This is a genomic window from Halorubrum sp. SP9 (genome assembly GCF_005435015.1).
Lineage (GTDB): Archaea > Halobacteriota > Halobacteria > Halobacteriales > Haloferacaceae > Halorubrum > Halorubrum sodomense.
Genome location: NZ_SGXU01000012.1, coordinates 62926 through 75207 on the forward strand (window position 1 = coordinate 62926; position 12282 = coordinate 75207).

Annotated in this window: 11 protein-coding genes and 2 pseudogenes; 4 read left to right on the forward strand and 9 right to left on the reverse strand. The window is 62.8% G+C overall.

Going from position 1 to position 12282, the window contains the following annotated elements; genetic code table 11:
* Window positions 1–109: 109 nt before the first annotated feature.
* Window positions 110–1222, forward strand: a complete 1113-nt coding sequence (locus tag EXE45_RS09025) for a transposase (RefSeq protein ID WP_137694108.1) — start codon at window positions 110–112, stop codon at window positions 1220–1222.
* A gap of 211 nt (window positions 1223–1433) precedes the next feature.
* Here EXE45_RS09025 and EXE45_RS09030 read toward each other — a convergent pair whose 3' ends face one another.
* From EXE45_RS09030 to EXE45_RS09055, 6 genes are all read right to left on the reverse strand, one after another.
* Window positions 1434–3389: a CocE/NonD family hydrolase gene (locus EXE45_RS09030; RefSeq protein ID WP_158294256.1), complete on the reverse strand. Its 1956-nt coding sequence runs from the start codon at window positions 3387–3389 to the stop codon at window positions 1434–1436.
* On the reverse strand, window positions 3386–4177 hold the full coding sequence (locus EXE45_RS09035; protein WP_137694110.1) for a creatininase family protein: 792 nt from the start codon (window positions 4175–4177) through the stop codon (window positions 3386–3388). Before EXE45_RS09035 ends, EXE45_RS09030 begins: the two co-directional genes overlap by 4 nt.
* The gene (locus EXE45_RS09040; protein WP_137694111.1) at window positions 4174–5814 is read right to left on the reverse strand and encodes a hydantoinase B/oxoprolinase family protein; all 1641 of its coding nucleotides are present in this window, start codon (window positions 5812–5814) and stop codon (window positions 4174–4176) included. The genes EXE45_RS09035 and EXE45_RS09040 overlap by 4 nt, the downstream gene beginning before the upstream one ends.
* A complete protein-coding gene (locus EXE45_RS09045; protein WP_137694112.1) occupies window positions 5811–7808 on the reverse strand; it encodes a hydantoinase/oxoprolinase family protein in 1998 nt (665 codons plus the stop codon). The genes EXE45_RS09040 and EXE45_RS09045 overlap by 4 nt, the downstream gene beginning before the upstream one ends.
* Window positions 7809–7968: 160 nt before the next feature.
* Entirely contained in the window at window positions 7969–8511 is a 543-nt protein-coding gene (locus EXE45_RS09050; protein WP_137694113.1) for a ribbon-helix-helix protein, CopG family, read from the reverse strand.
* Between the two features lie 201 nt (window positions 8512–8712).
* Window positions 8713–9138: a hypothetical protein gene (locus EXE45_RS09055; protein ID WP_137694114.1), complete on the reverse strand. Its 426-nt coding sequence runs from the start codon at window positions 9136–9138 to the stop codon at window positions 8713–8715.
* Window positions 9139–9258: 120 nt separating this feature from the next.
* Here EXE45_RS09055 and EXE45_RS09060 point away from each other — a divergent pair, with 120 nt between their 5' ends.
* Window positions 9259–9570, forward strand: coding sequence for a hypothetical protein (locus EXE45_RS09060; RefSeq protein WP_137694115.1), 312 nt, complete (start codon window positions 9259–9261; stop codon window positions 9568–9570).
* 12 nt (window positions 9571–9582) lie between these two features.
* The gene (locus EXE45_RS09065; protein WP_137694116.1) at window positions 9583–10041 is read left to right on the forward strand and encodes a hypothetical protein; all 459 of its coding nucleotides are present in this window, start codon (window positions 9583–9585) and stop codon (window positions 10039–10041) included.
* Window positions 10042–10167: 126 nt separating this feature from the next.
* Here EXE45_RS09065 and EXE45_RS09070 read toward each other — a convergent pair.
* A pseudogene (locus EXE45_RS09070) lies at window positions 10168–10362 on the reverse strand (transposase); the annotation flags it as partial.
* Between the two features lie 103 nt (window positions 10363–10465).
* Here EXE45_RS09070 and EXE45_RS09075 point away from each other — a divergent pair.
* Window positions 10466–10666, forward strand: a complete 201-nt coding sequence (locus EXE45_RS09075) for a ribbon-helix-helix protein, CopG family (protein ID WP_158294257.1) — start codon at window positions 10466–10468, stop codon at window positions 10664–10666.
* 106 nt (window positions 10667–10772) lie between these two features.
* Here the strand turns inward: EXE45_RS09075 and EXE45_RS09080 are convergent.
* Together EXE45_RS09080 and EXE45_RS09085 are read right to left on the reverse strand one after the other, a co-directional pair.
* Window positions 10773–11393, reverse strand: a pseudogene (locus EXE45_RS09080) (transposase); the annotation flags it as partial.
* A 30-nt stretch (window positions 11394–11423) separates the two neighbouring features.
* Complete coding sequence (locus EXE45_RS09085; protein WP_137694118.1) at window positions 11424–12104, reverse strand: hypothetical protein; 681 nt, start codon at window positions 12102–12104, stop codon at window positions 11424–11426.
* Window positions 12105–12282 lie beyond the last annotated feature (178 nt).

Here is a 12282-nt window from a genome sequence, read left to right on the forward strand (position 1 = left end):
TTCCGTAGCGCGGATTACAATATCCCAAATGCAGCCGGGAATCCTCGTGCTTCACAGTAGTTGCCGAACCTAGCTGAGGCTCTTCACGCTGGGCTGTGTTGGTCAACAGATGGTCCAGACAGCTGAGGCGAAACAGGTTTGCCGTGCTGCGTCAACGGTGCTGTTTCCGGAGCTCGAATTCGGCGTGAAACCGTGTGGGAAGTACACGAGAGAGGATTTTCAAGAAATCCTCTCTCGGATCGCTTTTGATCAGGAGTTCGCAAATACTGGTGGGAAAACGCTCCAGCTTGATCGTGACGAGCACGTCGATATCACCGCTACGGCGCGAAATTCGCTGGCTAAATCGCTGCTGTATCACTTGCGCAATCTCTCATCAGAGGCAATCACTGACCAGTTCGATGGCGTCCGAAATCGAGTGTTCGAAGTCCTCCGGTCTCAGCGGCGACTTCCTGCGTTCGTCGATGTTGCCATCGATCTCCACGAGTGGCGCTTCTACGGGTCTGCCGACACTAATCACGTCCTAACCACGTATCCAGATCTCGGAACGAACAAAGCGTTTTGTTTCGCAACACTGTGTATCGTCGCTCCTCGCACGCGATTTACGCTTGCGGTGGTCCCGATGGACGCGAACGGTTTTCGCGCCAAGCGCGACGCCGTTCGCTCCTTGCTCGAAACAGCCAAACAGTACGTCTCCATTCGACACGTCTACCTCGATCGTGGATTCTACCAAGTCCACGTCGTCGCAGAGTTAGAACGGCAGGATGTCGATTACATCGTGCGTGCGCGTCCGAGTAGTGGAATGAAAGACCGTCTCAGCGCCGGCGCTGAGACGGTTGCTGACGAGTACACGATGCAGCGAAAGCGCAAACCAACGGCGTCGGTAGATGTCACAGTCTTTGCGGTTCCGCACCGCACAAGCGAAGATGAGCATGTCTGGTTCGTAACGAGTTTGGACGTAGACTCATCGACAGCGAAAGCATACGCGGCGGCGTTCCGCCGCCGCTGGGGGATCGAAACGTCCTATCGCCAGCTCGGCGATTTCCTCCCGAGAACGTCGTCGCCGACGTTCTCGGTGCGACTGTTCTACTTTCTGTTCGCAGTCTCGTTGTACAATCTGTGGGTGTTAGCCAACGTGTTGGCTTCAAGTGAAACAATTCCAGAAACACCGCAGATCTCAACACGGATCTTCCGTAGATTCGTTCTCTCGACAGACTACGGCTGAGTCCACCTCGGATCTGACCGAGATGATCGGTGAGTATGTCTTATCGCAGAGAAGCATCGCTCGGGAACGCCGCTGACGCGGCGTTCCCTCGCTCTCTCACTAGATCTGTCACAGCGAAATCCGCCACGATAGTGAAATATGCGAACTCAACGGCTTGGTTAGTACGGAGCAAGATTTGATTCGGCAACTACTGTTCAGGGCGGGGAGGGTGTCAATCCGACCAACGCTTCTGCTCGCCGTAGAACGGCTCCCCATCGCGGGTGAGCCGATACTGCATCGTCGCGAATGACCGCGTCACCGCGTTCTGCACCTGCGCAGAGACGGACTCCGTCGGGTAGTGCAGCGTTGCCGTCGTCTCGCGCTCGACAGTCTCGGTATCGAGGCTATCGCGCTGGATGCTCGCTTCCGTCGCCGTCTCGTAGTCGAACGTCGCTGCCGCTAGCGACTTCGAGTAGGACAGTTCCAGCGCCACCGTCACGGTCCCGTCGGTGTGAGAGACGGTCGTCTCCCAGTCGGGGACGGTGGGTTCGCCGTACACGTCCTGTGGCGCGTCGAACTCGTAGCTGTCGTCGAACGTCGCGCTGCCGTCGTGGAACTCCCCGGGGAGGACACACCACGAGCCCGCCGTCTTGAGCGTGAAGCCGGCGCTGTCTTCGGGCGGCGAGACGTACGGGAAGAACGCGCCGCTGACCGCGACGCGGAGTTTGTGCCCCGGCTCGAACACGTGGGAAGTCGGCCGCAGCGACACGTCGACGCTGTGGGACTCGCCGGGTACGAGGGGTTCGGGTTCGGCACCCGGCTCCCCCAACGGGTCGATTTCGCCGTCCAACTCCGCCCGCCGTACGCCGTGGGTGACGAGCCGGCCCGTGCCGTCCGGCGCCACGTCGACGACTCGAACCGCGAGGAGTTGTGCCGACCCGTCGGGAATGAACTGGAGCGTAACCTCGCCGCTGCCGGTCAGTTCGAAGGCGTCCTCCAGACGCTCGGTCTCGTAGGTCAGCGATCGGTCGTCGTCGGGTGTAGTGTCCAAATCTGTGCCGCCCGGGATTTCGAATCCCACGGAGGCCGTCCCGACGCTGTAGTCGACCGTCCAGCGCTCCGTTCCGACCGCCGACTCGCCGTCGGTCCGGAGCCTGTCGGCGCCGAATCCGAACTCGGTCACCCAACTCTCGTTCTCACCCGTCGGCCACGCCTCGCGACCCCGCCACTCGCCGGCGAGGCGGTCCTGGTCGGTCGGCCGTTCGGTCCAGTAGCGGATTTCGGGTCGGGATTCGCGCTCTGTTTCAGCCGCGGCTCCGCTGCGGAGGTGCTGGTCGAACCACCCCTCGACCTCGCCGAGGAAGTCGATGCGGGCAGTCTCGCCCTGTTCGGGCATGGCGTGGCGCCACGGGCCGAGAACCACTTCGGTCGGCGCGTCGATGCGCTTTGCGTACTCCAGCGTGCCGCCGCCGAAGGCGTCGCGGTAGCCGCCGATCGCCAGCGTCGGGACCCGAATATCGCCGACAGGCACGTCTTTCTCGGCCCAGTACTCGTCCTTAGTCTGGTGGGAGAGATACTGGAACAGGTACGGCTCGCGGTCCTCCAAGGCGTCGAGGCGGTCGTCCCATCGGGACGCCCAACCGTCCACACCCCGGTTCGCTGGCGGCTGCAGCGGGAGGTACTCGAAGTTCGGTGCCCACTGGCCGCAGGTCCGCAGGAACGTCAGCGCGCCACCGTCGAAATAGGCGTCGTATATCTTGGCGGGCGCGTGAATCGGGACGATGGTCGCCAGCCCGTCAGGGTTCTCGGCGGCGATTTCCAGCGCCGTGGTCCCAGGGTAGGACTTCCCGATAATCCCGACGCGGCCGTTCGTCCACGCCTGCTCGGCGAGCCACTCCACGACGGCGGCGCCGTGGCGGCCCTCGTCGGCCGTGAACGGCTGCTCACTGAGGCCGTCCGAAGCGCCCGTCCCGACAGCGTCGGCGACGACAACCTCGTAGCCGGCGTCGACGAAGTACGAAACGAGCGGGTCCGAGCGCGTGTTCGAGAGATCGTCCTTGTGATAGGGGGTGTAGACCAGAATCACCGGGCTTGGCCCGTCGCCTGCGGGCTCGTGACGTGTCGCTCGAACGGTGCCGTCCGCCAGCGGGATTTCCACGGTGTCGTGGACCGTCGCTTCCTCGCTCACCTCTCGGCCCCCGAGCGCTCGAGGGCCTCGATGAAGTCGGCGGCGTCGGCCACCAGCGTCGCCCAGAGCTCTTCGCCCTTCTCGGCGCTGGCGAGCGTCGGGTCGCCGACGTGGCCGAGGTCGCCGTTCTCGGGCGAGTGGGCCGTGCTCGGGGTCAGTACGCGGTCGTTGTTGCCCACGAGGTTAAGGGACTGATACGGCCCCGTTTCGGGGCTCTCTTTCTCGAACTCGTCTTCGGCGACCAGTTCGGGGTAGCGCGCGAGCATAAACGAGGTCTCGAACTCGCCGCCGTGCATCCCGTCCTCGGGGTCGCCGTCCCGCAGTCGCTGGTGGATCGAAACCCCCAGCCGGAGCGGGTCGATAGCGGCGAAAGAGACCTCCGGGTGCTGTTCCTTGCTCCGCTGCATCGCCGTCTCGATAGCCTCGAGGTTGGCGATGCGGTGGCCGTTGACGGTGACGATGTTCTCGAAGCCGTGGCCCGCGAGGCTGGCGTACACGTCCGAGAGCACCGAGACCACCGTCTCCGTCGAGAGCGACACCGTCCCCGGGAAGCCGAGGTGATGGTTCGCGTCGCCGTAGGGTATCAGCGGCGCGGTCAGCGCGTCGGCCGCGACCGCGATTTCCTCGGCGAGGTCGCGAGCCTGAAACGCGTCGACGGCCAGCGGCAGGTGCGTGCCGTGCTGTTCGGTCGAGCCGATGGGTACGATGACCGTCGGCAATTCGTGCTCGGTCAGGTACTGTTCGACCTCCGGCCAGCGCAGTTCTTCGAGTCTGTTGGTGTCAGTCATCGTTCTTCCTCGGGTTCACCCTCGGTCACTTTCCCGTCCAGTCGGTCCGCTTCCCGAGCTGTCTCATCACGCTCGCCCGGGTCGCCGTAGCCCCCGCCGCCAGGGGTCCGAATCGTGACGGTGCTCCCGGCCGCGATGTCGCGCGTCGTCTTGGCGGGCAGTTCCTCGCCGTCGACGAGGTTCTCGCCCGTCGCTCCCGGCTCGCCACCCTCGGCGCCCGCGGGGCGGTGGCGGCGGCGCTCGGTCAACAGCGAGACTACGGCGTCGGTTTCGACGGTGAGCGAGCGGGTCAGTCCGAGGCCGCCGCGGTGCTCGCCGTCGCCGCCGCTGTCCTCGCGGAACGCGTACTCCTCGACGGTGAAGGGGTATTCGGCCTCCATCGCCTCGATGGGCGTGTTGAGCGTATTGGTCATCCCCACTTGGACGCCGTCCATCCCGTCTTTGTCGGGGCGGGCGCCGAACCCGCCGGCGATGGTCTCGTAGTAGGTGAAGCCGCCGCGGTCGCGGTTCCCGATGATGAGGTTGTTCATGGTCCCCTGCGAGTGGGCCGGCACGCGCTCGGGCGCGGCCTCTGCGAAGGCCGCGAACACTACGTCGGTCAGCCGCTGGCTCGTCTCGACGTTGCCGCCGACGACGGCCGCCGGCGGTGTCGGATTCACGACGGTGCCTTCCGGCGCGGTCACATCGATATCGATGTAGCTGCCGTGGTTCGGCGGGATTTCCGGGTCGGTGATGCTTCGAACGACGAAGTAGACCGCGCTTTTTGCGACCGCAAGCGGCGCGTTCATGTTGCCCGCACACTGCTCGGCGGTGCCGTCGAAGTCGACGCTGACCGCCGTTCCATCGACGGTGATGGACACCTCAATGGGGATGTCGCCGTCGGTGACGCCGTCGCCCTCCAGCACGTCCGTGGCGGCGTAGCTGCCGTCGGGGAACGCTTCCAGTTCGTCGGTCATCCGGGCGTGGGAGTAGTCGATGATGGCGTCGAACGCCTGCTCGACCGTCTCGCGACCGTGGTCGTCGATGAGCTCTTCGAGGCGGTCCTCCGCGCGGTCGTGGGCCGCGATCTGGGCGCGCAGGTCGGCCTGTCGCTCGGTCCGGTTCCGGACGTTCGCGAGAATCACCGAAAGCAGGTCCTCGTCGAGCTCGCCGCCCGAGCGGAGTTGCACGCCCGGCAGGCGCAGCCCTTCCTGATAGATTTCGGCGGCGCCGGCCGGCATGCTGCCCGGCGTCATGCCGCCGATGTCGGCGTGGTGGGCCCGCGTCACGGCGTAGCCTACGACCTCGTTTTCGGGCGCGAGCGTCGAGACGATGGTCACGTCCGGGAGGTGGGTCCCACCCTCGAAGGGGTCGTTCAGGATGTAGGCGTCGCCCGGCTCCGGGTTCTTCTCGGCGACGACGGCGACGGCATCCGGCATCGCCCCGAGGTGGACCGGGATGTGCTCGGCTTGGGCGACCATCCGGCCGTCGGCGTCGAACAGCGCCGTCGAGCAGTCCTGTCGCTCCTTGATGTTGGGCGAGTAGGCGCTCTGGATGAGCACCTGCCCCATCTCCTCGGCGACGCTCTCGAGCTTGTTCCGGAACACCTCGAGCGTTACCGAGTCGATGCCCCTGGTTTCGGGGCTGTGGACCGTCATTTCCGCACCTCCGTCAGAACGATCGAGCCGTTTTCCTGTACCGTTGCCTCCCACGCGGGCGGGACGACGGTTGTGCTCTCGTCCTGTTCGAGGACGGCCGGGCCGCCCAGTGTGGTTCCGGGGGTCATGGGTCGCTGATAGACGGGTGTGGTGTACTCCTCGCCGCCGAACACCGCGGTATGCTCGCCGAGTTCATCGAAGGTGTCCGTCGCGAGGTCCGTCTCGGGGACGCTCCGGGGCACCGCAGCCGCGGCTCGGAGGTTCACCACCTCGACGGGCTCCTCGGCCGTGTAGCCGTAGACTCGCTCGTGGGTGGCCTCGAAGGCTGCCCGCAGCGCCTCGGTGTCGACCGGCCTCCCCGCATCGACTTCGAGTTCGAAGCTCTGGCCGCGGTAGCGGAGGTCCGCCGACCGCCGGACCGTCACGTCCTCGCCGGCCGCGTCGACGGGGAGTTCGCCTGTGAGTCGGTCGTAGACGGTTTCGAGGTCCGTCGATGTGGTGTCCGACAGCGGAGTCTGGTAGGTCCGCACCGCGTCGTAGGTCTCGTCAGCGTCGAGCAGGCCGTACGCCGAGAGCACGCCGCCGACGTGCGGAATGACAACGGTGCCGATATTGAGGTCGTTCGCGAGCGCGGCCGCGTGCATGGGGCCGGCGCCGCCGAAGGCGACGAGGCCGAACTCTCGCGGGTCGTGGCCCCGCTCGACGGTCACCGAGCGGATGGCCCGGGTCATGTTCGCGTTCGCGATGCGGAACACGCCCTGTGCGGCTTCGAGCGCCGAACCGAGCCCGGCCTCGTCGGCCAGCCGGTCGAGCGCGGCGACGGCCGCCTCCACGTCGAGTCCGAGTTCGCCGCCCAACTGCGTCTCCTCGCTGATGTAGCCGAGCACGAGGTTCGCGTCCGTGACCGTGGGCTCCTCACCCCCGCGGCCGTAGCAGGCCGGACCGGGTTCCGAGCCCGCTGATTTTGGGCCTACTCGGAGCGCGCCGCCTGAGTCAACCCACGCGATGGAGCCGCCGCCGGCGCCCACGGTGTTCACGTCCACCATCGGCACCCGGACGGGATAGCCCTCGATTTCGCTGTCCGTGGTTCGCTCGACGCTGCCGTCGCGGATGAGGCTCACATCGCTAGAGGTGCCGCCCATGTCGAAGGTGACGAACCCCTCGAAGGACTCGTTCTCGCCTGCCGTCACCGTCCCGTTGGCGCCGACGACGCCCGCGGCCGGGCCCGAGAGCACCGTCTGGACGGCGTGACTCCGGATTTCGCTGGCTGCTGCGATGCCGCCGTTGGACTGCATGATGCGGGGCTGGGGGAGGCCGAGGTCGGCCGCCCGCTCCTCCAGCCGGCCGATGTAGGAGTCGATGGCCGGCGTGACGTAGGCGTCGACGGCCGCCGTCGAGGTGCGTTCGTACTCGCGGAACTCGTTCAACACTTCGTGGGAGGCAGAGACCGAGGCGTCGAGTTCCTCGCGGAGCCGCTCGGCCACCTGCCGTTCGTTGCTCGCGTCGACGTAGGCGTGGAGGAAGGAGACGACGACGCTCTCGGCGTCGCTGGCCCGGAGCTGCTCGACGAGGTCGTCGAGTGCGTCGGGGTCGGGCTCGTCGCGAACGCCTGCCGTGGTCGTACGCTCGGGCAGTTCGAACCGGTTCCGGCGCTGGACCAGCGGCTCGGGTTTCTCGGCGCCGAGGTCGTAGAGGTCCGGCCGGGTCTGGCGGCCGATTTCCAGCACGTCGCGGAACCCTTCGGTCGTCACGAGCGCCGTCTCGGCCCCGTTCCCTTCGAGCAGGGCGTTGGTCGAGACGGTCATCGCGTGTGAGAACTCCGAGACCTCGGCGGGCTCGATACCCGCCTCCGCACAGGCTTTCTCGATGCCGCGGATGACACCCTCGCTCTGGTCGGCCGTCGACGGCACTTTCGTCGTTGTGAGCGTGCCGTCCGCGACGAGCACCACGTCGGTGAACGTCCCGCCCACGTCGACGCCGACAGCCGCCGTCACGCTCGCCCCGCCGGCTGCTTAGTTTGGGGCCGTCGGTTCGTGCTGTCTGCCAACCGGCAGCCGGCTCGTAGTTTGTGCTTCATTGATACTCGCTACCAATGAGCCGGCCCGGAAAAGGGTGATTAAGAGGTTCACGTACGCTGTATGCAGTTGTGTGAACTTACACCTCGGAAATAAGGACCTTTGAGACGCCCTCTGAGACCTCCACCTCGAAGTCGAGTTTCTCGGTGCTGCGCTGGATGAAGCGAGTCATGAACCATTTGACCTTCTCGGTCGGGAACACCACGTGGTAGGTGCCGTCGTCGGCCTTCCGGGCGCTCAGGAAGCCACAGAACGCCAGCCAGTCGAGGATGTCTGCGAGACTGGTAAAGCGGGTCCGGTACTCCTCGGCGTGGAACTCCGCTACCCGGTCGATGACCTCCTGAAACCCCGGGCTGGGCTCGCCGTTCTCGAGTTCGACGTTGTCGAGCAGTCCGTGCAGGAAGTCGATATCCAGCAGGACATGTTCTCCCCCCGAGAGCATCCGGTGGTACTGCTCTAAATCGACGTTCGTCTCGGAGTTCGCCACTTGGAAGTTCGCGGCGTAGAACACGATGGCCCGCCGAACCGTCTCGCTCTGCCCTTCCCCCGTCTGCTCGACGAGTTCGTCGAGGGCCCCCCTCGACTGCTCGTCCAGCGAAACAGTGAGTCTGTCTCCAGCCATACCCGGCTGTAGCGTGTCCGTCGTGATATACGCGCTGGTGGGGTGGCGGCAACACTCTCGGCTATCGGCGGGTTGAGGGAGCTGCCCGGTTCGCTCTGCAGATGGGAACCGGTGTTCAGTGGTTCCGGCGCCGACCCACAAGCAGGCCAGCAGCCAGCGCGATCAGCGCGTGGATGATGCCTTGCCCGGGAGTAACGCCACCTACGCTACCTGCTGCTGCCGGATGGTTTTCAGGTCTCCCACCAGTCGCCCGTCTCCATCGCGATGGATTACGAGCATACACTGCGCTGTCACACACGGCGCGCGGTCGCCGACGTCGAACCCTGCGTCGGCGGCGCCGGGAAGCGCCACCTGATAGCCCTCGCCACGAATCGTGACCTTGGCCCGTCCGCCGGGATAGGCCGTCTCGGTGTCGGCGGCCGCCACCGTCACCAGCTCGGCAATCTGGCGATCGGCGACGCGCTCGCGATCGAGGAGCAACAGCAGCCCGTCGAAGCCGAAGATGGATACCGGCGCCAGTCGCTTTGCCTGCCCATCTCGTTCGTCGACGAGCCCAGCGCTTCGGGCTTCGCGAGTGATCTGGAGCGCCACGGCGTCGGCACCGGTGGACTTGATGGTGTTCGGCATTTGCTTAGGGTGTTGGTCTAAGGCGGCGTAGTTCTTCCGGCGGCTAGTACTATGTGGGTTGCTCTATTTTAGCCAAGGTTCGGCTGACACTTTTCACATTCACGGCCTTACGGCGGATGTATGGACGGTATTGACGAAGCTATCGACGAACTCGAAGAGTTGCGAGCGAGCGCCGAGAAGATGGATGGCGAGAACGAGATGGCAATTACGGACCTATTCCCGCCGAGGTTCATGACGCAGTACAGTGAGTATGAAGACTTCGGTGAGTTCATCGAAGATAGCCCGTGGACCGTGGAATCAGCGGATGATTTCGAAGGTATCCCTGAGGATGAATGGGACGATTACGTTCGCGAGAACACCACTTTCGACGGCTGGGAGAACATGCAGGAAACCGCCGGCAGTGAGTGGGCCAAGCGACAACTCGGGTTGTAGAAATCCACCACCATGCCTGCATCTCAGAAAGTCCAGCTCCACCAGCTCGGAGTCTATGCAGAGGTAGAACCACTCGGGCACGACAGCCGACTCTTCTTCACCGACGAGAAGCCGAAGTTCGAACGGACTATCCACAACGAGATGGACGGCGATATCGGCCCAGAAAGCGAAGTCCGGTGGGGTATCGGTATCGGCGAAGGCCGCCCTAGGCCGCATATTCAGGAAAGCCGCAGCGTCAAGGTCCCAGCCCAGAGCTCTCGAACCTACGAGGTTGGCGGTGAGCTCCTCGCGCTAGAGGGCCACTGTGTTTTTGGGGTGAAGGCCGGATCGGTTAGTAATCCACAGGGTGATGAGCGATCGCTCTCGTCACAGGATGCAGCGTTGAATGCAAGACAGCGTCGGTATTGGAATTGTGATACTCAACTTTCCACCTGTAGCTACGCTCTCTCGACGAATTCTCAGATCGGATGACTCAATTTCAGCCGACGTGCGCGGTGAGCAAAACATCAGTTTCACAAGATACCGTGCGAAGTATGAGATGGACGATGGTGATGCCTCTCCTCGATACGTCCAGAGAAGGGGAGCAGGCGGCGAGCCCTAACTCGCCGCCTGCGTTAGGTTATGTACGATGCACTTCCGTGTGAGCTCCCGGAACTGGCCATGCCAGCTCCGGGAGCGTATCTCATCGCCGTCGTCCTTCAGCATCGCAAACACGGTCTCACTCATCGACCGCTGGTTGTAGACGTCATCGTCAATTCTGGCGTTGTGAGCCTTCTTGAGCGCGTTTTGCTCGCAGGAGCGTGTCATAGAAGAGTTCACATGGCTTGGTGAATCAGCTTAGACAAATTGAAACCGCCGTACACTTGGTGCACGCTGTTTTTAGATGGTTTTAGATATGGCGAAAGAGAAGTTCGGCGTCGCTGTTGACGAGGAAATCGTGCGAGAAGTGGATGAACTGGTCGATGAGTGTGACGATCTCGGAGCCAGCCGCTCCGAGATCGTCGAAGCCATCCTCACAGCATTCGTTCAATCCGAGACGAACCACGTTGAACGGGTACGAGAAATCATTATTCGGAAACGAAAGGGCACTCTCTAACTTATTTTGAACTCCGTACACTAAGTGCACGTACTTCTAAGCTAATAATCTGCTATAACAGTAACCAGACTGACTATAGTGTGTGAAGAGTTCTATGACACGCTCCGCAGTGTTTGATCACTGGACGCGTGGATGCGTCACGACAGGCTTCCCGGAGATCACTCCACGAGTACATCTTGTCAGCCAGCAGGGCCTGCAGGTCTTCGGCGTTGCGCCGAAAGACCTGCAGCCCAATATGGCCGTCATAAGCCTTCTTTGTCGTGAAATGAGCGTCCATGATGGCCAGCGAGTCCATATCAACGAGCAGCGTCGTCTTCATCGCATTGAACGAGTAGCCGACACGATTGCGGTAGTGTGAGCTGGCTTGATCACGCTGGAAGCCACTGGCGTCAATCGAGGCAGTTCCCGAGAGCCCCGCCTGCTCCGCTGACCGGCGGAGCAGGCGGCGCAACTCTTGCATCGGAAATTCACCGTCCCACACGCTGAACGACGTGAAGTCGGGCGATTTCTCAAGACCGAACACGTCGAGGATCCCCGGCATCTCGTTCAGGTAGTCCTCAAACTGCCGGAGCGGTTTGTTGACCTCCTCTTTGAGCAAGAGTAGCCCGATCTTCGTGGCCTTGTCGTACCCGTCGTCGCCGGCGGCGACGGCGGGTACGTCTGACTCTTCTACGTGGGTCGTGGCAAACTCGTGAAACGTCTGTGCAAGGTTCCTGAGACGTCCCATATCGCCAGACGGCGTCCAAATCCCCTGAAATCAGCGATACAATCCGCAGAGGGCGGTCGCGTTCAACGGAGCAAAAAAACTCTTCTCGTGGTGGGAGAGGTCGTAGAATCCAGAGATTACGACGACATCGACGTGTGGGAAGATCTCCGTAAGGGAAGCTCCGCTATCGAGGACCGTCCGGTACGCCTCACTAAGGGTATACACGTCATCCCCGACACCTTCTCGTCGGAGCTCGTAGAACTCCTCATACACGCTGGCGACCAAATCAGCGGTTCCAGGAGATAACTGGGAGTCCTCGACGAGAGTTCGAACTGATTCAGGTGAGTGGTAACCCTCTCCCTCCAGTTCTGTAATGAGATCGGTGAAGTGGTCTCGATAGAGATGCGCATCGTCCAAGAGACCACGGTCAGCGACAGTTCGAAGCGCTCGGTCGATTAACCGCCGCCGGGTCAACGCATCCAGAAGAGAACTCGGGTCAGCGATTCGCTCGTAGCATTCACCGATGACAGTATTGAAATCGGTTACTCGAAGCCGGAGTGGTTCGTGATTGTCGGCCCACGCGTCGGCGACCTCATCCGTGCGATGGTCGTTGTTCTCGATGTAGAGGATGCTGCCGGGCTCGTCGCCAGCCTGTTCAGCAACCCGTTCAAACACCTCAGATTGAAGCGCGTCGAAGGAGGGACTGGTGAGAAAATCACAGCCATTAGCCATGTAACAGGTAAACTGATTCCCGTGACATAATACTGTCCCAGTTCTTGAATCCCTTCATTTTGAGTATCCGTCTGAATTGTCCGACCAGTATTATTCGGGCCAGTATAACGAGATACCATATACCCAGCCCCACAGTAATTCCACAGAAAAATTCGGTCGCTCCATTTATATGGCATCC